The sequence below is a fragment of the Hyphomicrobium sp. CS1GBMeth3 genome, assembly GCF_900117455.1.
Classification (GTDB): domain Bacteria; phylum Pseudomonadota; class Alphaproteobacteria; order Rhizobiales; family Hyphomicrobiaceae; genus Hyphomicrobium_C.
The window spans coordinates 1,890,445-1,910,136 of sequence record NZ_FPHO01000003.1 but is presented as its reverse complement, the minus strand read 5'-3'; the positions used below and the strand labels follow the sequence as shown (position 1 = coordinate 1,910,136).

Sequence of the window (19,692 nt, the reverse complement as noted above, 5' to 3'; positions counted from 1 at the left end):
TCTCAGGCGGCGCCGAAGCGCGCCTGGCTTGCTTCCAGCACGTCCTCGAAGGTGCGCAGGCCCGTGGTCGGCGCGGAAACCAGCACCGCCATGTTGCCCGGCTTGTGCTCGTTTCTCATCATGCGCATGTGCGCTTTCGGAATCTGAGCCCAGGAAAAGACCTCCGACATGCACGGGTCGATGCGGCGCTCGACGACGAGCTTGTTGGCTTGGCTTGCCTGCTGGAGATTCGCAAAGTGCGAACCCTGTACGCGCTTCTGGTGCATCCAGAGGTACCGCGCGTCCATGGTCAGGTTGTAGCCCGTCGTGCCGGCGCAGATGACGACCATGCCGCCGCGCTTCACGACCTGCACCGAGACCGGGATCGTCGCCTCACCCGGATGCTCGAACACCATGTCGACGTTGACGCCCTTGCCGGTGATGTCCCAGATCGCCTTGCCGAAGCTACGCATCTCCTTCAGCCACGTGTTGTACTCGGGCGTGCCAACCTTCGGCAGCTGGCCCCAGCACTTGAAGTTCTTGCGGTTGATGACGCCCTTGGCGCCGAGCTGCATTACGAAATCGCGCTTGTCATCTTCGCTGACGACGCCGATGGCGTTGGCACCCGACGTTGCGCAGAGCTGCACGGCGAACGAGCCGAGGCCGCCCGATGCGCCCCAGACGAGAACGTTATGGCCCGGACGCAGCACGTGCGGACGATGGCCAAAGAGCATGCGGTAAGCGGTGGCAAGCGTCAGCGTGTAACAGGCCGCCTCTTCCCAGGTCAGATGCTTCGGACGCTCGAGGAGCTGGCGGTCCTGCACACGGCAGAACTGCGCGAAGCTGCCGTCCGGCGTCTCATAGCCCCAGATCCGCTGCGAGGGCGAGAACATCGGATCGCCGCCGTTGCACTCCTCGTCGTCGCCGTCGTCCTGATTACAATGGATGACGACCTCGTCGCCCACCTTCCAGCGCTTCACCTTGGAGCCGACAGCCCAGACGATGCCCGACGCGTCTGAGCCAGCGATATGGTAAGGGTGCTTGTGCACATCGTTGATCGGCGAGATCGGCTGACCGAGCGATGCCCATACGCCGTTGTAGTTCACACCCGCGGCCATCACGAGGACGAGCACGTCGTGGCTATCGAGCTCCCACGTGGGAAGCACCTCGACCTGCATGGCCTTGTCCGGCTCGCCATGCCGCTCGGCGCGAATGGCCCAGGCGTACATATTTTTCGGCACATGGCCGAGCGGCGGAATCTCGCCGATCTCGTAGAGATCTTTTTTGGCCTCAACCACGTTCGGCGCAGCCGAGGCGGCGGTTGCGGCGCTTTGGCTTGACATGCTCTCGTCTCTCCCTGACGCGAATATCCGGTTCCCCTGAAGGCCGGCAGAGCTGCCCGTCCGGCGCTCTCCCGTACCTTTCGGCGACGTTTCAAGCACTTTTTCGCGGCGCAATAAAGGGTTTGTGACAGCCGCAGCCGGGACGCGCCCAGCAAAATTGAGCCGTCGCCGCGAAAATGCGGCTTCGGCGGCGCTTCGGCCCGCAGCCGCGATCGCGGGAACAGTTAAGATGGCGCAGCCAGAATTACGAGATGCGCGGCGTTCAGTATGGCGCGCGGTCAAGCGGACCCGCCGTTCGATGTTCTCACCGACACTACAGCGATCGATGACGACGGAGACGGCACCGCAGCCCGTGCCGGCGTCCCTCTCGCACGTCATGCCGCCGCTCGATGGGAGTAGCCGCCGTCTTCACGCACTTCATTTTTCCGGTAGCCTTACTGGCATCTACACTGCGAGCCGCATCATCTCCGGCAGCCAAACGGCGGCCATCCTCGCCGTCCCGATATCTCGCCCCCGTGACGAATTAGACTTTTGCCTTGCGCGCCGTGGCCGGTACGCTATGGGGACACAAAAGACTGCGGGCGAGGATTAGGCATGTCGGAAAAAAAGGCCAAGGATGGGGTAGGCAAAGGGCCGCAGCGGGATAAGCCCTGGCTGTTCCGCACCTATGCCGGCCATTCGACGGCCGCCAAGTCGAACGAGCTGTACCGGAAGAACCTGGCCAAGGGCCAGACGGGTCTTTCGATCGCCTTCGACCTGCCGACGCAGACCGGCTACGATTCCGACCACGAGTTGGCCAAGGGCGAGGTTGGAAAGGTCGGCGTGCCGGTTTCGCACCTCGGCGACATGCGCCGCCTGCTGGAGGGCATCCCCCTCGACCAGATGAACACCTCGATGACGATTAACGCGACCGCGGCGTGGCTGCTTTCGCTCTACATCGCCACCGCGGACGAGACCGGGGCTGCTCGTACGAAGCTCACCGGCACGATCCAGAACGACATCATCAAAGAGTACCTTTCGCGCGGGACCTACGTGTTCCCTCCGGAACCGTCGCTGCGGCTGATCAAGGACACCATCGTCTTCTCTTACCGGGAAGTTCCCAAGTGGAACCCGACGAATGTCTGCTCCTACCATCTGCAGGAAGCGGGTGCGACGCCGGTGCAGGAGCTTTCCTACGCGCTCGCCACCGCGATCGCCGTGCTCGATACCGTGAAGGCCTCGGGCGAGGTGCCGGCGTCCGAGTTCGGCGATGTGGTCGGCCGAGTGTCGTTCTTCGTCAACGCCGGGATGCGCTTCATTACCGAGATCTGCAAGATGCGCGCATTCAGCGAGCTGTGGGTCGAGATCTGCCGCGAGCGCTATGGCGTTACCGACGAAAAGCAGAGCCGCTTCCGCTACGGCGTCCAGGTCAACAGCCTCGGCCTCACGGAGCCGCAGCCGGAGAACAACGTTTACCGCATCCTCATCGAGATGCTGGCGGTGACACTCTCCAAGAATGCGCGGGCGCGTGCCGTGCAGCTTCCGGCCTGGAACGAGGCGCTCGGCCTGCCGCGCCCGTGGGACCAGCAGTGGTCGCTGCGCATGCAGCAGATCATGGCCTACGAGACCGATCTTCTGGAATACGGCGATGTCTTCGACGGCTCGACCGAGATCGCGCGCAAGGTAGATGCGCTCAAAGAAGAGGCGAAGGCGGAACTCGCTACCATCGAGCGCATGGGCGGCGCGATCGCCGCTATCGACTACATGAAGCGCCGCCTCGTCGAGAGCAACTCGGCACGGCTGCGCCAGATCGAGACCGGCGACCAGATCGTGGTCGGCGTCAACCGCTGGACGGAGACGGAGCCTTCTCCGCTCACCGCTGGCGAGGGCGCGATCATGGTCGTCGATCCGGCCGTCGAGGCGGAGCAGGTCGAGCGGCTCAAGGCTTGGCGCGCCTCGCGTGACGCGAAGGCCGTCGAGAAGGCCATCGCCGATCTCGAAGCGGCGGCCAAGGAAGGCCGCAACATCATGGAAAGCTCGATCGCCTGCGCCAAGGCCGGTGTCACGACGGGCGAGTGGGGCACGACGCTGCGGCGCGTGTTCGGCGAGTACCGCGCGCCGACGGGAGTTGCGCAGGCCGCTCCCGAGAAGCCGGGCACTGAGCTCGAAGGTGTGCGGGCGTCGGTGGAAACCGTTTCCAACAAGCTCGGCCGGCGCATCAAGTTCCTGGTCGGAAAGCCGGGACTCGACGGCCATTCGAACGGCGCGGAGCAAATCGCTGTGCGCGCGCGAGATGTCGGCATGGAGGTCGTCTACGAAGGCATCCGCCTGACGCCGACGCAGATCGTGCGCGCGGCCGTGGACGAGAGCGTGCACGTCGTGGGCCTGTCGATCCTGTCGGGCTCGCACCTGCCGCTGGTCGGCGAGGTCATGGAGCGGATGCGCAAGGAGGGCCTGTCGGACGTGCCGCTGGTCGTCGGTGGCATTATTCCGCCCGAGGATGAGGTCAAGCTCAAGGGATTCGGCGTCGCCGCTGTCTATACGCCTAAGGACTTCCAGCTCAATGATATCATGGCCGACATCGTGCGCCTGGTCGATGGCCAGCAGGAAAAAGCCGCCTAACGCGGGCGGGGCCGCGGAACCAGAACGCGATCGCGGCGTTTGGGGGAACAGTTCGCGGCCAGACTTTGGCCAAGAATCAGGAACATCATCGCCTGGGTCGGGGGGCGACTCCAGGGAAGAGCTATCACCGCTCTGGGGGAGGGGTCATGCGAAGCTCGCACGCGCGGCTCGACCGCAGACATCGATTTATGCGCAGTGGAGTGATTACCGCGCTTGGCTTAGCAGCCATCGCGCTCGGTGGCGCGTTCGTCGTGCATCAATCCGGCCGCGATGCGCGCCATATCGCCGGCACCGTCGAAACCGCCGACTGGCGGCTCAATGACGAGACGGGCCACGTCTATCCCTTTATCGAGGTCAGGCTTGAGGACGGCTCGGCGGTTCGCGTGGGCAATGCCGCTCCGGTGCTTCCAGCCATTGGCGATCGCATCACGCTGCGTGAGCGGGGCATGCTGTTCGACACCATGACCGTCTACGAATGGGATGGCCCCGAGCAGGGTGAGGTCCAGCGGGCCACCTACACGCAAGCCTCAGCGCCCTGATCGTCTCGTCGTCAGCAGAAACAGGCGCGTGCCTCGCGGCACGCGCCTCCATCTGATCGCTGGTGTCGCTTGGCGCCTAGGCGGCTACCCTCGCCTTACCACGCTTCGCGGGCTCACTGGCCACGCGCTTTGCCGTCCCCGCAGGCTCAGCGCCGCGAAGCTGCATGGTGACGCGCACTTCGGCGGCGCCGAAGGCTTTGCGCAGGGTTTCTTCAACGCGCTCGATGTCGTCGAGCGTCCGTGCGTCGAATATATCGACACTCAAGTGCTGGCCGGCGTTGCCGCTCCCAGCACGGTTCCCAGGCGTCTTCCTAAGAGCGGCGCGAGCACCCTCGGCGCGCGCAGCGAGATCTTCCTTTTGGGCGGGGCTTGAACGAGTCAAGTCCATCCCCAATTGGAAGAGGGTGTCATTAAAGGCCATATGACCCTCCCCAACCAGCAGACAGATGTGACCCGTCCGCTCCTTACCTGGGGGTTTGGGGATTGTGGTCCTTGACCTTAAGGGCAGGTGGACGAACGGAGACCGCTCATATGATGCAAGCGCCCCCCTGTCGCAAGTGAAAAATGGGCGCGCGGCACCAATTATTTGCGTTCGATCGTCACATCCATTTCGATGCCGTGGCGGAGGCTCGCCGCTGGTAAGCTTCTCGCCCTTTGGGCGCTAGTCCTGTTTCAAGAACTGCTCCAGCAGCTCCTTGCCTTTCGCCTTGCGCGTCTTGCTGTCGCCGCTCAGGAGATCGTTGACGATCTCGTCCGTTTTCTTGCCCTTGAACTGCTTTCCGATCTCCTTGATCGCCTCGACGGTCTTCGGGTTGTTGAGCGCGCCAGCGACGTCCGGCTTGAAGTTCGGATTGTCCCACGGCCCCTGCACGTGGACCGGAATCTCGACGCCGCCTGCATCCGGCTTCGCGCTGCCCTGGCCTTCGAGGCTCGCCACGATGCGCGGGCGCAGCGTGTAGTCCAGCTCGCGCGTTGGAAGCGTGACGCGGCCAGAGCCCGCGAGGCGCAGCAGCGGGCTCACGAGCTTCAGGTCCTGGTTCTCGGCGACGCCGCCATTCACGGTCCAGGTGGACGTCATCTCGCTGAAATCGGTCTTGTCGGTCGGGGCCGTGCTGAGGCCGCCCAGATTGCCCTTGCTCAAGTTGCGGATCATCTCCGGGACGTTGATGCCGATGATGGCACCATCCGCGAACGCGAGCGATGCGCGGCCGTTCAAGGTCTCGATGATCTCGCGCTGGTTCGTGCCCTGGCCGACGAGCGTCAGCGCGACGCGCCCTTTGCCGGCCAGCCGGTCGATTTCGAGCATGTCCTTGAACAACGGCTGGGCGGAGACGCCCTCGAGCTTCACATCCACGGCCAGGTTGGCGCGCGTCCCAGCCGTGCCGTCGAGCATGACGGTGCCGATGCCGGCGCCCTCGTAAAGACTGACGCGATCCAGCGTCGTCGTCATGACGCGGTTCTTCAACGCAACGTTCAGGTCCGATTGCCCGAGGCGCAGCGAGCCAACCGTGAGCTTGTCGACCGAGAGGCGCGCGTTGGCATCGACGGCTCCGAGCAAGGCAAGATTGAACGCATCCTCATCCCATCCATCACGCTTGGTGTAGCCCTTGACGCGTGGACCTGGTGGCGCCGTGTTCCCGATCAGGTCTTCGATCGAGCGGGGTGATCCTTCGCCCGAGCTTGCGGGGGCCGTCGGCGCGGCGCGCGGGGGCGCGTCGCCCTCTGATTCGTAAATGTTGAGGTCGAGCTCGGTAAGCTTGAGGTCCGCCTCGATGAAGGGGCGGGCGCCGCGCGTGTCGAGCTTGATGTCGCCAACCGCCGTCGTGCTGTCGAGCACGATCTCGGCCGTCGTGAAGGTGTAGCTGTCCGGCGCGCTGCGCCACAGGCCTTTCGCGGTCAGGGCACCGAAGCCCCGCGACGGCGGCAAGTCGGTACCAAGCCAGCCGAAGAGGGCTCGCGCCGAGGACGTGTTCGCCGACAGGATGCCCTCGGTCGAGAGTGTCTCAAACGTTGCCTTGCCTTCGAAGGAGGCGTCGAGCACGTCGGCGCCGAGCGCGAGCCGCAGCTTGGCGGGACGCTCCTCAAGCACATCGGAGAGGGAGGTCAGCGCGCCGTTGAAGTGCACCGTCTTGCCTTTCCAGGCGGCGTTGCCCTCGAGATCGAGAGGTGCGGTGAGCGCCGGCGTGGCGAGCTGCATGTTGATCGCCGAGAACTCGGATGTGCGCCCTGTGCGCGCGTCGGAGTAGGTCACGCGGCCGTTGTCGACGCGCACGTTGTCGAGCTTGAGATCCGAAACGCGAAGCGTCGTCGTAGAGGCGCCGGAGGAGGCCGCCGGATCGGCATCCGAAACCGTGCCGGTGGACGCCTGAGCCATCCTGATACCCGAGCTTTGGCGCGCGGCGGCGAAATCCCATGAGCGGCGGCCCTCGGCGTCGACCTCGAGGTTGATCTCAGGTTCGCGCAGGGTCAGTGCGTTGACGCGGATCTCGCGCTCGAGCAGCGGCCAGAACGCGACGCTGACGTCGAGGTTTTTCGTCGTCAGGAGAGGCTTGGCCCCGGATCCGGGCATGCCGGACAGCGTGACGTCGGAGAACGAGATCGCGAGCGACGGGAAGAGCGAGAACGACGTCGGGCCGGCGATGACGAGGTCACGGCCCGTCGCCTCCTTCACGGCTGCGACGGCGCGGTCGCGCACGAAGCCAGCCGGCAGCGCCATGACGGCGAAAGCGGCGGCGCCCGCCACCATCGCGCCGAGGCCGAGACCTGTGTAGAGCAGGATGGTGCCGAAGCCTGCTTTTCGACGCGGTTTCGCCGGGCCGCCAGGATACGGGTGTGCCGGAGCGCGTTGCGAATGGGCGGGCATCGGCGGCGGTGGAAGACCTGGACCGCGTCTCGGCGGGTACGGCTCTCCCGGGAGCCCGTGCGGCGGGTAGCCCGGCGGCGGAGCCTGCATCGGATGGCCTTGCAGGGGTCCCGTCGGGGGGCCGCTCCGCTCGTCCGAGGGGCGATAGCTGTCCAAACGGGGCGGCGGCCCCGGGGGCGGTCGTCTGGTGGTCATCAGGTTCCGGACCTCGTGGCGGCCGCAAACGGGCGCGGCCGCAGCATAAACTCCTAGCCAGAAATTGTGTCAGCGCGGCGCCGTTCGCGTGCGTTCCTGGCCCCTCTTATCCCCAAGCGTCACGACCTTTCAACTCGGCCTCGCGCCGCCCTCGCAACCTTCGCGAGCATATCCCTGACACGGCGGTGAGTTGTATTTAATCCTTTAAATATTCGTAACTTAGCCGACAGATTCGAACACAGCATTTCCGAAATGGCGTCACGATGGGGTCCGCTTTCGGTCACGCGACTCTGGCATACCGCAACCTATGAGTGAGCATATCCGCACCACCCGCCTCCGGCCCGTGGCGCTTGCGCTGGCCGCGATTCTTTCGCTTCAGATGGTGCCCCAGGGCGCCGCCCTTCCCCCAGGCAACACCGGATCCTTGATCAGCGGCCGCGCGACCGTGATCGATGGCGATACGATCGAGATTGCCGGCGAGCGCATCCGCCTCGAAGGCATCGACGCGCCCGAAACCGGACAGACCTGCGGTGGCGGCTGGTTCGGCACCTGGGCCTGCGGACGCGCGGCGACGGACCAGCTCCGCTGGCTCGTCGGCGGGCGCCGTGTCGACTGCTACTCGGCCGGGCGCGACAAGTACAATCGCATCCTCGGCTGGTGCGCGGCGGACGGCCGCGACATCAGTGCCGAAATGGTCCGCACCGGGCATGCCTGGGCGTTCGTCCGCTACTCGACGCGCTATGAGGGCGTCGAAGCCGAGGCGCGGCGCGCGAAAGTCGGCATCTGGAAAGGCGAGGCGGAACCGGCCTGGGCCTACCGCGCGCGACAGTGGGAGGTTGCCGAACCCAAGGCGCCGAAAGGCTGCGCCATCAAAGGCAACGTGTCGGCGAACGGGCGCATCTATCACATGCCGTGGAGCCCCTGGTACGCCAAGGTGCGCGTCGAGCCCGCCAAGGGCGAGCGCTGGTTCTGCAGCGAGGCAGAGGCCGCGAAAGCCGGCTTTCGTCCGGCGAAAGGGCCATAGCGCGGTGCAATAGGCACGGAGCGGCGATTGACTTCCCTCAGGGGCGAGGAGAAAGTCCTGCCAGTAATATGCATATTGCTGTTTCGCTGCGCGGGTCTCGAGAAGGGAAAGCCCCATGGTCCGTCGTCCGGCCCTCCATGCCTTCTTGTGCATGCTCGTTGCTGTGGGCGCGCCAACTACCGCACTTGCCAGCGATAGCTGGCCCGGCATCCACGCCGAGGCATTCGCCAACCGGCCGATAGAGGACGGGCGCAGCGTTATAAAACTCACCGCGCCTTATCGTCCCGACGACGTGCGCAGCGTGCCGCTCGCGGCCGACATTACGCTTCCGGCCGGGCGCACGATCAAGGCGGTGTCGTTTGTCGTCGATGAAAACCCTTCGCCGGTCGCAGCCGTGTTCCGGCTCGGCGAGGCCCGCAACAGAGCGCATCTCGGCACGAACATCCGTCTCGACCAGCAATCGGACGTGCGCGTCATCGTGGAAGCGGACGACGGGGCGCTCTACATGGCCGAGCAGCTCGTCAAGTTCGCCGGGGGACAGGCTTCGTGCTCGGCGCCACCCGTCGGCGATCCGGCCGAGATCGCGGCGAACATGGGCAAGATGGATTTCGCGAGCGAGGGCCAAAAGCCCAACGGCTCACGCCAGGTCGGCCGCGCCCGGTACGCGCTCAATCATCCCAATCACACGGGCATGGTGCTCGATCCGGTCACGCTGCTCTACATTCCGCTGCTCATGGTGGAGCGGATCGAGGCGCGCCAGGGCGACGCGGTCGTCTTAGAGATGACCGGATCGATCACGCTGGCGCAGAATCCGACCATCGTCTTCGATTTCATGACCAACGGTGCAGGCGAGATCACCATGACCGCCCGTGACACCAACGGTTCGCAGTGGACGAGCCGCTTCCCGATTGGCCCGGCAGGCTGACGCGCTTTTCTCCGCAAAGTCCCGTTCGCGGTATTCCGTGTCCTGGAACCAAATTTTGGGACCGGCGTTTTTTTGGCACCTAGGGTGCTGACAATTCGTTTCAATTTTGTGCAGCGCCCACGCCTTGATGGCTGACGCAATTGCGTACGGCGATCAGGCGACAAAACAATAAACGACGAACGCTCGGGAGTTCTAAATGGGCAATCTCTTGCATTGGGCCGTTGTTTTTCTCGTGGTCGCGCTCGTCGCCGCATTCCTGGGCTTCGGCGGAGTTGCCGGCACGGCAATGGAAGGCGCGCGGCTTCTGTTCTGGGTGGCCATTGTCTTCCTTGTGATCTCGCTCGTCCTTGGCCTTATTCGCCGAGCGTGACGAGAGGGAGAAGCAGGCCTTCGCAGCAGCACGGCCTGCCTCTCCCGGCCCAGGTTTCTGCCCGGTCGCGCGCGATTGACGGCGTAGCAAGTTATGCGCGGCACAGCTCGGGCACCCGTTCACTACGCACGTTCCATCCACCCAAGAGAAGGAGTTCGCAATGAACTGGGATCGCGTTGAAGGTAACTGGAAGCAGTTCTCGGGCAAGGTCAAGGAGCGGTGGGGCAAGCTCACCGACGACGACCTCGACGTTATCAACGGACGCCGCGAGCAGCTCGAGGGCAAGCTCCAGGAGCGTTATGGATACGCCAAGGATCAGGCAAAGAAGGAGCTCGACGACTGGTCGAACTCGCTTTGATGACCCGAACCTAAATAAAGATCCGGCATTAAAGCCGGGCATTCGAAAACTTCAGCGTCGGCGAACCCTCTTCGCCGGCGCTTTTTTACGCGAGAGAGATCAGGAGCCAAAGGCGATCAAGATCTTCATGGTTGCAAGATCCGGATAAAAGATCGCCACGCCCTTGCCGATGTAATAGAGGGCTGCCGCCAGAAAGATCAGCGCCGGAATTGCCGCGATGGCCGCCTTGAAAAAGAAGGTAACGAGGTGAAGGAACGACACGTCGAACCGCTGCACCGCCGCTGCGATCGGCTCATCGCCATAGGCGGGCGGACTCGGTCTCTGCCGCGACAGGTATGACGGGAGATCGCCGAATGTCGGCTCGAGCCGCGCCTCCTCATCGTGATCGCGGCGCGCCCGCTCCCGAGCAGCCCGGGCTTCTCTTGCGCGCGCCTCTTTCTCGCGCCGGACTGTTCGAGGAAGGTCGTCAAAGTCTGCGTCCGCAGTCAGCGGAAAATGCACATCACTCATTTTTTACACCTAAAAAATACAGGGAGTTGCTGCCAGAAGCGTGGGCGCTTTCCCTGTGCGCACCTTCTGTTCCCCGGCACGACTTGTTGTTAAGTTGCCCCGCGATTTTGGCCGGGAGGTGTCCGTGAGCGCGCTTGAGGGGTTGATTCGTACTATTCCTGACTATCCAAAGCCCGGAATTCTGTTCCGGGACGTGACGACGCTGCTTGGCGATGCACAGGGCCTCAAGGCGGCGATCACGCTCATGGCCGAGCCGTTTCAGGGCACGCCTATCGATGCGGTTGCGGGGATCGAGGCGCGGGGGTTTATCCTCGGCGGGGCCATTGCCGACCGGCTCGGCTGCGGGTTCATTCCCATTCGCAAGAAGGGCAAGCTGCCGTGGAAGACCATCGGGCAGGAGTACACGCTCGAATACGGGATCGACGTCATCGAGATCCATGAGGACGCGCTCAAGCCTGGGCAGCGCATCCTGATCGTCGACGACCTTATCGCCACCGGCGGCACGGCCGAGGCTGCCGTCAAGCTTTTGCGGCGCAGCGGCGGTGAAATCGTGGGCGCGACCTTCATCATCGATCTGCCCGACCTCGGCGGCCTGGCGCTGCTCAAGAGCCACGACATCGCCTGTCATGCCCTGGTCGCTTTCGAAGGCCATTGAATGGCACTCTCGGCCGACGAGCTTCGACAAGCCCTGGACGTCATCGCGCGATGGCGCAATGATCAGGAAGCGGACTGTACGTGTCCGCGTTGCTCTTCGGCCGGACTCTCACTTGTGGATCGGTCGGCCCGTCCCTATGCGGAGTGGTACCAACTCTCTTGCGCAGGGTGCGGGCTGGACGAAACGATCCACATCCCGCTGGCGCCACCCCCGATGGGTGGCCTCGATTAGCACTTGAGATGCTTGGTCATGAAGATCAACGGAACGCCCTACCGGACGATCTGGCCCAGCGCGAACGACGCCGAGGTCGTCATCATCGATCAAACGAAGCTGCCACACCGGTTCGAGACGGTGACGATCGGCACGGTGGAGGACGCAGCGCGCGCGATCCTCACGATGCAGGTGCGGGGCGCACCCTTGATCGGCGCGACGGCGGCCTTCGGGCTGGCGCTGGCGCTTCGCGCCGATGCCTCCGATCAAGCACTCGCCGATGCGATTGCGCTCTTGGCGCGACAACGGCCGACGGCGATCAACCTCCGCTGGGCGTTGGAGGAGGTGCGTGTCACCGTCGCTCCGCTTCCGATCGATGCGCGCGCGGCCACGGCGTGGGCCAAGGCAAAGGCCATCGCAGATGACGACGTCGAGACGTGCCGGCGCATCGGAGAAAACGGGCTCGCGCTCATCCGCGCCATTGCCGAAGCGAAAGCGCCGGGCGAACCCATCAATATCCTCACACACTGCAACGCTGGCTGGCTCGCCTGTGTCGACTGGGGCACGGCGACATCTCCGATTTATCAAGCGCACGATGCCGGCATCGCCGTCCACGTTTGGGTGGACGAGACGAGGCCGCGCAACCAAGGCGCAGCGCTGACAGCGTTCGAGCTCAAGAGCCACGGCGTGCCGCATACGTTGATTGTGGACAATGCAGGCGGACACTTGATGCAGCATGGTAAGGTTGACATGTGCATTGTCGGCACGGATCGCGTGGCCGCCAATGGCGATGTAGCCAACAAGATCGGGACCTATCTCAAGGCACTCGCTGCGCACGACACCAGCGTACCGTTTTATGTCGCGTTACCATATTCGACGATTGACTGGACGCTCGCCTCCGGACGCGACATACCGATCGAGGAGCGGGGAGCGGACGAAGTGCTCAATATGTATGGTCAGCATGCGGACGGATGTGTAGCGTCGGTGGCTATCACCGCGCCCGGAACCGCCGCGGCCAACCCGGCATTCGACGTCACGCCGGCGCGGCTGGTCACCGGCCTCATCACAGAGCGCGGCGTCGCGCCAGCGACCCGCAACGGGCTTCTTTCTTTGTATCCGGAACGACGTGAGACGGCGGCATGAGTAAAGGCGTAAAAACAAAAAACAAGAAAAGCGGCAAATCTCGCAAGGTGACGGGCAAGGCCAAGCTCCGCGAGGAGCTGGAGCTGCGCAAGCTCGTCGTCGAAACGGCGCGCGCCATGAGCCGCAGCGGGCTCACACCCGGACGCACGGGCAACGTCTCGGCGCGTTTCGACGGCGGCATGCTGATCACGCCAACCGGCCTTCACTACGAGGACATCACCCCACAGGACATCGTGTTCGTCGCAAAGGACGGCACGGTGGGGAAGAAGCAGAACAAGCCGTCGAGCGAGTGGCAGTTCCACCTCGCGGCCTACAAGCAGCGGCCCGACATGGGAGCCGTCGTGCACACGCACTCGCTGCATGCCGTGGTGCTGGCGTGCGCCGGCCGGTCGATCCCGGCCTTTCACTACATGGTCGCGGTGGCGGGCAACGTCGACATCCCGGTGATCCCATATGCGACGTTCGGCAGCGACACGCTTGCCGCCAACGTTGCGCGCGGGCTCGCAGACCGCCAAGCGTGCCTCATGGCGCACCATGGCGCGATCGCGCTCGGAAAGACGCTTCCGGAGGCGCTGGAGCTGGCGCAGGACGTCGAAGTGCTGGCGGAGCAGTACACCAAGATCCTCGCCATCGGTCCGCCGGTCGTGCTGCCGGAGGAAGAGATGCAGGTCGTGCTCGAGCGGTTCAAGACCTACGGGCAGCACGCGCACAACTAGCGGCACATGTGCGTTCGAAGGCCGTGCGCCACATCCGGCGCGCGGTCATTCCGCAGGCAGCATGGTGGCCAGGATATGGTGCATGTTCTCGCGGCCGACGTAGCCCGCGATGCGACCGATCTCGACGCCGTCACGGACCAGCACCAGCGTCGGCACCAGCGTTACCGGGCTTGCAAGCTTGAGGCTTTCGGCGGCGGGATCGTTCAAATCAACGAACCGCAACGGCGCCGCCTTCCCCGCCGGCGTTCCCGCATAGGACGGCGCCACGTCCCGGCGGAAGATCGGGCAATAGGCGCACCCTGGGGCCTCGAATGCGATCAGCTCGACGCCGGTCGGCGCGGCCCCGATGCCAAACAGGCCGCCGTCACCGTGCGCGACAGCCCCTCCGGACGAAAACAGTCCCAAGGTGAGGCACGCGCACGCGACTTTCACATACGAGATCATACGCATGGCCCCATAAATGCAGCTTTGGGGCCAGCGATCCACTGCCGGAACCGGCATCCGGTCGACAGGGTAAATTCGAGCGCACGAACCATCGGTCCGCGCAAGGCGTTTTCCCTTCATCCGCTAGCCCGGGATCGCCATGAAGCGTGCTTCAGTTGCCTACAAGAGAGGATTTCACGTGCTCGTGGGCGACGCTCGCTCGCAGGCGGCGACAATGGTCATAGCGCCTGGCGGATGCGAGGGTGGGCCGGACAATCTCCACGGCGGGGCGGACCAGTGGCTCTACGTCGAGAGCGGGGCCGGAGAAGCGGTGGTCAACGGCAACACTTATCCGCTCGAGGCCGGCACGCTGGTCCTGATCCAGCGCGGCGACACGCACGAAATTCGCAACACCGGGCGCACGGATCTGAAGACGCTGAACTTTTATCTCCCGCCGGCGTACACGGCGGGCGGAGATGAGCTGCCACCGGGCAAGCCGTGAGGCACAATCGTTCCCGTAGGGAAAATTAAGGGGAACGCGATCCGCAATTTAGATGTTACATTTGCATCAAACTGTAATGACTGACTGCGGTGTTGATGGTGGCTGACGAAACGACTGACTTCTCCTTTCTGCTCTCCGGCTCCGTCCTGCTCCTGGCATTGATCGTGTTCTATATCGCCCGGGCGCTATGGATCGCACGCCACGAGTGGGGTCAGTGCCGTGCCGACACCAAGATCCTCTATCTGCTCGTGGCGCCGCTTTTGACGCTCGGCGTGGACGTGCTGACATTCACGGATCGTCTGTTCTGGAGCCGGAACGAGAAAGATGGGGCGCAGAGCCCTCAGATGCAGCGTAGGCCCGCGCCGCAAGGGTTGCGAACACTACGTACCACGACCGCCCTGCGCTCGGACGGCTGATTCCTCCGCTATTGCAGATTCCTTCCGGCCCGGCGACGCTGCCCGCGCAGGTCAGGCGGCGGGTTACGGTTGCGCCGCGCTCGACGTCGTCCGCAATGCGTAGGCGTACTACTTCAGAAAATTTCTTGGAAATCGGTCTTGGGAATTGGTGGAGCCAAGCGGGATCGAACCGCTGACCTCTTGCATGCCATGCAAGCGCTCTCCCAGCTGAGCTATGGCCCCTGACCTTTGGGATCTTTGCCAGGAGGCCCTGAGGCCTCCTCGGAGACCGGCTCATTAGGCCGATCGTCTCAAAACTGCAAGCGGGAAGTTAACGCCCGCCCCACGAAAAACCGGTGCCGCGTGGCACAGCCCTTCAGCGCTCTTCGTCGCCTTCGGAGACCGGGCCGCCGATGATGTTCGACACATCGCCGCCCTCTTCCTCTTCCTCCTCGAGGAAGGTCTCGTCCTCGTCGGAGCCGATGGCCTCGCCATCCTCCTCGACGTCCGGCAGCGCCTCGTCGTCCGCGCCCTCGGCGGTCGCGTCGACCGGTGCCTTCTCGCCGTAATCGGCCTTGCGGCCGCGCCGGCTTGGCTTTTCCTCGCCCACAGCCGCCGCTAGGGCCAGCGGAGACGATGCCAGCTCATAGATCGAGCCGCAAATCGGACAAATAATCGGGTTGCGGTTGAGGTCGTAAAACCGAGCGCCGCATTCGCCGCTCTGGCAGGTACGCTTCGTCCCGCGCGCTTGCTTCGTCGCCATGGCTATTGCTCACAGTCAAAATTGGGATAGCGGGGTCTGCCACAGCACATGTCGGCTGTCAAAACGAAATCCGCAAGGCAGCACCCATTCCGTCCGCCTGGCGTTGACAGCCCCCGCGTCCGGCGGCTCTATGCCCGGGACTTTCCCGCAAATCGCGAGAGCCGGCGTCATCGGCCGCTCGCCGCATCGTTCAGACGAAGCACCCTGTGACACACGCCGATCCCGCGCCGCTCTCAGCCTTTTCCTCATGTGCGCTCAAAGGCACCCTTAGGGTGCCGGGCGACAAATCGATCTCGCACCGGGCGCTGATGCTGGGGGCGCTGGCCAGCGGCCGGACGCTGATCCGCGGTCTGCTCGAGTCCGAGGACGTGCTGAACACCGCTCGGGCCGTAACCGCGCTCGGGGCGCCGGCGCAGAAAACCGGCGATGTCTGGGAGGTGCTGGGCCGCGGCACGGGTGGGCTCACCCAGCCGGCCGGGCCTATCGATTTCGGAAATTCGGGCACGGGTGCGCGGCTCATGATGGGCGTCATCGCGCCGCACGATGTCTCGGTCAGCCTCGTCGGCGATGCCTCGCTGTCGAAGCGGCCGATGGCGCGGGTCCTCGGACCGCTCAAACAAATGGGGCTCGAGGTCGAGGAGAAGCGTGACCGGCTGCCGCTCACGATCCGCGGCACGTCGCGGCTGGTGCCGATCACCTACACGCTGCCGGTGCCGTCAGCACAGCTCAAGAGCGCGATCCTGCTCGCGGGGCTCGGTACGGCGGGAGAGACCACTGTCATCGAGCCCGAGGCGACGCGCGACCATACCGAGCGCATGCTCAGGCATTTCGGTGCCGAGGTGACGACGGCGGCGGACGGAAACGGAACGCGGATCACGATCAAGGGCGAGGCTGAACTCGAGGGCCGCGAGGTGACGGTGCCGGGCGATCCCTCGTCGGCGGCGTTTCTCATCGCGGCGGCGCTGATCGTTCCGGGCTCCGACATCACCATCGAAGGCGTGCTCGTCAATCCGACGCGCACGGGCTTCTATACGACGCTCAAGGAGATGGGCGGGGACGTGTCTTTCCTCAACTTGCGGCAGGAAGGCGGCGAGCCGATCGCCGACATTCGCGCGCGGTTCTCCGAGCTTTCCGGCGTGACGGTGCCGGCTGAGCGGGCCCCTTCGATGATCGACGAATATCCGATGCTGGCGGTCGTTGCTGCTTTCGCGCGGGGTGCCATGCGCATGGACGGGCTCGCGGAGCTGAAGGTCAAAGAGAGCGACCGGCTGGCGGCAACGGCGGCCGGTCTCGTCGCGAACGGCGTCAAGGCGGACATCAACGGCGATACGCTGACGGTGCACGGCACGGGCAGCGTTCCCGGTGGGGGGACGGTCGCCACGCATCTCGATCACCGCATGGCGATGAGCTTTCTGGTCATGGGGCTCGCGAGTGCAAAGCCCGTGAACGTGGACGACACAGCCATGATCGCGACCAGCTTCCCGCAGTTCCGCCCGCTTATGGAGCAGATCGGCGCGCGGTTCGGCGAGGGCGCGGCATGATCATCGCCATCGATGGGCCTGCAGCCTCGGGCAAGGGTACGCTCGCCAAGCGGCTCGCCGAGCATCTGGGCTTCGCCTGTCTCGACACGGGGCTGCTCTACCGGGCCGTGGGCCGCGATGTGAGGAGCCGAGGCTTTCGGCTCGACGACACCTGGGCGGCCGTCGCGGCGGCCCGAGGCCTCGATCCTGTATCGCTCACGGATCCCGGCCTCAGGGGGACGGTGGCGGGGGACGCTGCCTCTATCGTGGCGCGCATTCCGGAGGTGCGGGCGGCCCTGCTGGCCTATCAGCGCGATTTCGCCCGCCAGCCGCCCGGAGCCGTGCTCGACGGCCGGGACATCGGCACCGTGGTCTGCCCCGAGGCGGATGTTAAGATTTTCGTGACTGCGAGCCCGGAGGTGCGGGCCAGGCGCCGCTTTAGCGAATTTCAGGCGTTCGGCATGGATGTTGCCTATGAAACGGTGCTCGCCGACATCCTGACGCGGGATGCCCGGGACGCGGGGCGCCCCAACGCGCCCATGGTCGTCGCGACCGATGCGATGTTGCTAGACACCAGCAACTTGAGTATAGAAGCCGCATTCGACGCCGCCGTTGGATTGATCAAGAGGAAGATCGGCCAACCGGGACGCTGATACAGCGTCTCAATTTTTGCTGGCGGGCCTGAGGCCCATCGCGACGGCGCCGGAGACAGATCACAAGATTCATGCCGGTTGAGGACCGCCCGAGCGTGCGCGAATGCGCATTCGGCGGGGCTCGCGGCTCGATCACTTCGCGCCTGCCGGACTGCTCCCGCGAGCAGCCAGCGGGCACATCCGCCATTCAATCCACTTTCCAGGAGTTTTGATGTCCACCGAGATCAGCAAAGACTACACCCCGTCGCGCGATGAGTTCGCGGCGCTGCTTACCGAGAGCCTTGCCAAGGACGACGTGTTCGAAGGCAGCGTCGTCAAGGGCAAGGTCGTCGGCATCGAGAAGGACCTCGCCGTCATCGACGTCGGCCTCAAGATGGAAGGCCGCGTGCCGCTCAAGGAGTTCGGCGTTGGCGGCAAGCCGGGCGATATCAAGGTCGGCGATACGGTGGAAGTCTATCTCGAGCGCATCGAGAACGCGCTCGGCGAGGCTGTTCTCTCGCGCGACAAGGCACGCCGCGAGGAGAGCTGGACCCGCCTCGAGAAGCTTTCCGAAAAGGGCGAGAAAGTCACGGGCGTCATCTTCAACAAGGTCAAGGGCGGTTTCACGGTCGACCTCGACGGCGCCGTGGCGTTCCTGCCGGGCTCGCAGGTCGACATCCGCCCGGTGCGCGACATCGGCCCGCTGATGCATCAGCCCATGCAGTTCCAGATCCTCAAGATGGATCGCCGTCGCGGCAACATCGTCGTCTCGCGCCGCTCGGTTCTCGAAGAGACGCGTGCTGAGCAGCGCGCCGACATCGTGGCCCGCCTCGCGGAAGGCCAGATCATCGATGGCCTGGTCAAGAACATCACCGATTACGGTGCGTTCATCGACCTCGGCGGCATCGACGGCCTCCTGCACGTCACCGATATGGCTTGGCGCCGCGTCAACCATCCGTCGGAGATCCTCAACGTCGGCGACACGGTCAAGGTGCAGATCATCCGCATCAACCCCGAGACGCAGCGCATCAGCCTTGGCATGAAGCAGCTGCAGTCCGATCCGTGGTCGGCCATCGAGGCCAAGTATCCGATCGGCGCACGCTTCACCGGCACGGTGACGAACATTGCCGACTACGGCGCGTTCGTTGAGCTCGAGCCGGGCGTCGAGGGCCTGATCCACGTCTCCGAGATGAGCTGGACGAAGAAGAACGTTCATCCTGGCAAGATCGTCTCCACGAGCCAGCAGGTTGAGGTGCAGATCCTCGAGGTCGATCCCGCGAAGCGGCGCATCTCGCTCGGCCTCAAGCAGACCCAGGACAACCCGTGGGATGCTTTCCTTGCGCAGCATCCGAAGGGCTCGGTCGTCGAAGGCCCGATCCGCAACATCACCGAGTTCGGCCTGTTCATCGGCCTCGACGGCGGCGTGGACGGCATGGTGCACCTGTCGGATCTCGACTGGCAGAAGCCGGGCGACGAGGTCATCAAGGACTACAAGAAGGGCGACACCGTCAAAGCGGCGGTGCTCGATGTCGACAGCTCGAAGGAGCGCATCTCGCTCGGCATCAAGCAACTCGGCGGCGACCCGGCCGACGCGCTCGGCAAGTACAAGAAGGGCGACCAGGTGACCTCGGAGGTCGTCGCGGTGCAGGAGAACGGCATCGAGGTGCGCATAGCCGACAGCGACATCACGACGTTCATCAAGCGCTCGGATTTGTCGCGCGACCGCTCGGAGCAGCGCGCAGAGCGCTTCACCGTCGGCCAGAAGGTGGACGGGGCCGTTCTCTCCGTCGACAAGGCGGCGCGGCGCATCCAGGTCTCCATCAAGGCGCTTGAGATCGCCGAGGAGAAGCAGGCTGTCGCTCAGTACGGCTCGTCGGATTCGGGCGCCTCGCTCGGCGACATCTTCAAGGCCGCGATCAAGAAGCGCGACGCCGAGGCCGGCGACGAGGAGTAAGCGCTGGCGCTTACGGTTACCGAGACGTGAAAAGGATGCGCGGGGTGGAAGCCCCGCGCATTTTTTCTGCGC

Annotated in this window: 20 protein-coding genes and 1 tRNA gene; 14 read left to right on the top strand and 7 right to left on the bottom strand. The window is 64.5% G+C overall.

The genetic code is table 11. The features are described 5' to 3' along the window. Positions 1 to 2 precede the first annotated feature (2 nt). The gene (ccrA, locus tag CS1GBM3_RS16320) at positions 3 to 1,322 is read right to left on the bottom strand and encodes a crotonyl-CoA carboxylase/reductase (RefSeq protein ID WP_072396567.1); all 1,320 of its coding nucleotides are present in this window, start codon (positions 1,320 to 1,322) and stop codon (positions 3 to 5) included. Between the two features lie 594 nt (positions 1,323 to 1,916). On the opposite strand from ccrA, the gene CS1GBM3_RS16315 reads away from it, so the two are divergent. Further along, a complete protein-coding gene (locus CS1GBM3_RS16315; protein ID WP_072396566.1) occupies positions 1,917 to 3,923 on the top strand; it encodes a protein meaA in 2,007 nt (668 codons plus the stop codon). Between the two features lie 188 nt (positions 3,924 to 4,111). Further along, the gene (locus CS1GBM3_RS16310) at positions 4,112 to 4,462 is read left to right on the top strand and encodes a hypothetical protein (RefSeq protein ID WP_072396564.1); all 351 of its coding nucleotides are present in this window, start codon (positions 4,112 to 4,114) and stop codon (positions 4,460 to 4,462) included. Positions 4,463 to 4,538: 76 nt separating this feature from the next. On the opposite strand, the gene CS1GBM3_RS19985 is transcribed toward CS1GBM3_RS16310, so the two are convergent. Both CS1GBM3_RS19985 and CS1GBM3_RS16300 read right to left on the bottom strand, forming a co-directional pair. Continuing rightward, positions 4,539 to 4,883 (bottom strand): hypothetical protein, encoded by a 345-nt coding sequence (locus CS1GBM3_RS19985; RefSeq protein WP_072396562.1) that lies wholly within the window; start codon positions 4,881 to 4,883, stop codon positions 4,539 to 4,541. A gap of 240 nt (positions 4,884 to 5,123) precedes the next feature. Next, positions 5,124 to 7,415 carry an AsmA family protein gene (locus tag CS1GBM3_RS16300; protein ID WP_072396560.1) on the bottom strand — a complete coding sequence of 764 codons (2,292 nt, stop codon included), beginning with the start codon at positions 7,413 to 7,415 and terminating at the stop codon, positions 5,124 to 5,126. A gap of 412 nt (positions 7,416 to 7,827) precedes the next feature. Here CS1GBM3_RS16300 and CS1GBM3_RS16295 point away from each other — a divergent pair, with 412 nt between their 5' ends. The 4 genes from CS1GBM3_RS16295 to CS1GBM3_RS16280 all read left to right on the top strand — a co-directional run bounded on the left by CS1GBM3_RS16295 (position 7,828) and on the right by CS1GBM3_RS16280 (position 10,197). Next, positions 7,828 to 8,544 carry a thermonuclease family protein gene (locus CS1GBM3_RS16295; RefSeq protein WP_072396558.1) on the top strand — a complete coding sequence of 239 codons (717 nt, stop codon included), beginning with the start codon at positions 7,828 to 7,830 and terminating at the stop codon, positions 8,542 to 8,544. Positions 8,545 to 8,659: 115 nt separating this feature from the next. After that, positions 8,660 to 9,469, top strand: a complete 810-nt coding sequence (locus tag CS1GBM3_RS16290; protein ID WP_072396557.1) for a quinoprotein dehydrogenase-associated SoxYZ-like carrier — start codon at positions 8,660 to 8,662, stop codon at positions 9,467 to 9,469. A 196-nt stretch (positions 9,470 to 9,665) separates the two neighbouring features. Beyond that, the gene (locus CS1GBM3_RS16285; RefSeq protein ID WP_020084680.1) at positions 9,666 to 9,839 is read left to right on the top strand and encodes a DUF1328 domain-containing protein; all 174 of its coding nucleotides are present in this window, start codon (positions 9,666 to 9,668) and stop codon (positions 9,837 to 9,839) included. A gap of 160 nt (positions 9,840 to 9,999) precedes the next feature. Then, positions 10,000 to 10,197, top strand: coding sequence for a CsbD family protein (locus CS1GBM3_RS16280; protein WP_072396556.1), 198 nt, complete (start codon positions 10,000 to 10,002; stop codon positions 10,195 to 10,197). Positions 10,198 to 10,296: 99 nt separating this feature from the next. On the opposite strand, the gene CS1GBM3_RS16275 is transcribed toward CS1GBM3_RS16280, so the two are convergent. Continuing rightward, on the bottom strand, positions 10,297 to 10,707 hold the full coding sequence (locus CS1GBM3_RS16275; protein WP_072396555.1) for a hypothetical protein: 411 nt from the start codon (positions 10,705 to 10,707) through the stop codon (positions 10,297 to 10,299). Between the two features lie 124 nt (positions 10,708 to 10,831). On the opposite strand from CS1GBM3_RS16275, the gene CS1GBM3_RS16270 reads away from it, so the two are divergent. From CS1GBM3_RS16270 to CS1GBM3_RS16255, 3 genes are all read left to right on the top strand, one after another. Beyond that, a complete protein-coding gene (locus CS1GBM3_RS16270) occupies positions 10,832 to 11,362 on the top strand; it encodes an adenine phosphoribosyltransferase (protein WP_072396554.1) in 531 nt (176 codons plus the stop codon). Positions 11,363 to 11,611: 249 nt separating this feature from the next. After that, positions 11,612 to 12,715, top strand: coding sequence for an S-methyl-5-thioribose-1-phosphate isomerase (gene mtnA / locus CS1GBM3_RS16260; protein WP_072396552.1), 1,104 nt, complete (start codon positions 11,612 to 11,614; stop codon positions 12,713 to 12,715). Continuing rightward, the gene (locus CS1GBM3_RS16255) at positions 12,712 to 13,431 is read left to right on the top strand and encodes a class II aldolase/adducin family protein (RefSeq protein ID WP_072396551.1); all 720 of its coding nucleotides are present in this window, start codon (positions 12,712 to 12,714) and stop codon (positions 13,429 to 13,431) included. Before mtnA ends, CS1GBM3_RS16255 begins: the two co-directional genes overlap by 4 nt. A gap of 45 nt (positions 13,432 to 13,476) precedes the next feature. Here CS1GBM3_RS16255 and CS1GBM3_RS16250 read toward each other — a convergent pair whose 3' ends face one another. Then, entirely contained in the window at positions 13,477 to 13,875 is a 399-nt protein-coding gene (locus CS1GBM3_RS16250) for a YbbN family protein (protein WP_083567686.1), read from the bottom strand. Between the two features lie 139 nt (positions 13,876 to 14,014). Between CS1GBM3_RS16250 and CS1GBM3_RS16245 the strand changes: the two genes are divergently transcribed. After that, complete coding sequence (locus tag CS1GBM3_RS16245) at positions 14,015 to 14,356, top strand: cupin domain-containing protein (RefSeq protein ID WP_072396550.1); 342 nt, start codon at positions 14,015 to 14,017, stop codon at positions 14,354 to 14,356. 98 nt (positions 14,357 to 14,454) lie between these two features. Further along, positions 14,455 to 14,772, top strand: a complete 318-nt coding sequence (locus CS1GBM3_RS16240) for a hypothetical protein (protein WP_139247951.1) — start codon at positions 14,455 to 14,457, stop codon at positions 14,770 to 14,772. 146 nt (positions 14,773 to 14,918) lie between these two features. Here CS1GBM3_RS16240 and CS1GBM3_RS16235 read toward each other — a convergent pair. Continuing rightward, positions 14,919 to 14,994, bottom strand: a tRNA-Ala gene (locus CS1GBM3_RS16235). A gap of 133 nt (positions 14,995 to 15,127) precedes the next feature. Continuing rightward, positions 15,128 to 15,514 (bottom strand): TIGR02300 family protein, encoded by a 387-nt coding sequence (locus tag CS1GBM3_RS16230; protein ID WP_072396547.1) that lies wholly within the window; start codon positions 15,512 to 15,514, stop codon positions 15,128 to 15,130. A 206-nt stretch (positions 15,515 to 15,720) separates the two neighbouring features. Between CS1GBM3_RS16230 and aroA the strand changes: the two genes are divergently transcribed. The 3 genes from aroA (at position 15,721) to rpsA (ending at position 19,620) form a co-directional block, all read left to right on the top strand. Further along, positions 15,721 to 17,055, top strand: coding sequence for a 3-phosphoshikimate 1-carboxyvinyltransferase (aroA, locus tag CS1GBM3_RS16225; protein ID WP_072396545.1), 1,335 nt, complete (start codon positions 15,721 to 15,723; stop codon positions 17,053 to 17,055). Then, complete coding sequence (locus CS1GBM3_RS16220; protein WP_072396543.1) at positions 17,052 to 17,687, top strand: (d)CMP kinase; 636 nt, start codon at positions 17,052 to 17,054, stop codon at positions 17,685 to 17,687. Before aroA ends, CS1GBM3_RS16220 begins: the two co-directional genes overlap by 4 nt. 211 nt (positions 17,688 to 17,898) lie before the next feature. Beyond that, a complete protein-coding gene (rpsA, locus tag CS1GBM3_RS16215) occupies positions 17,899 to 19,620 on the top strand; it encodes a 30S ribosomal protein S1 (RefSeq protein WP_072396541.1) in 1,722 nt (573 codons plus the stop codon). Positions 19,621 to 19,692 lie beyond the last annotated feature (72 nt).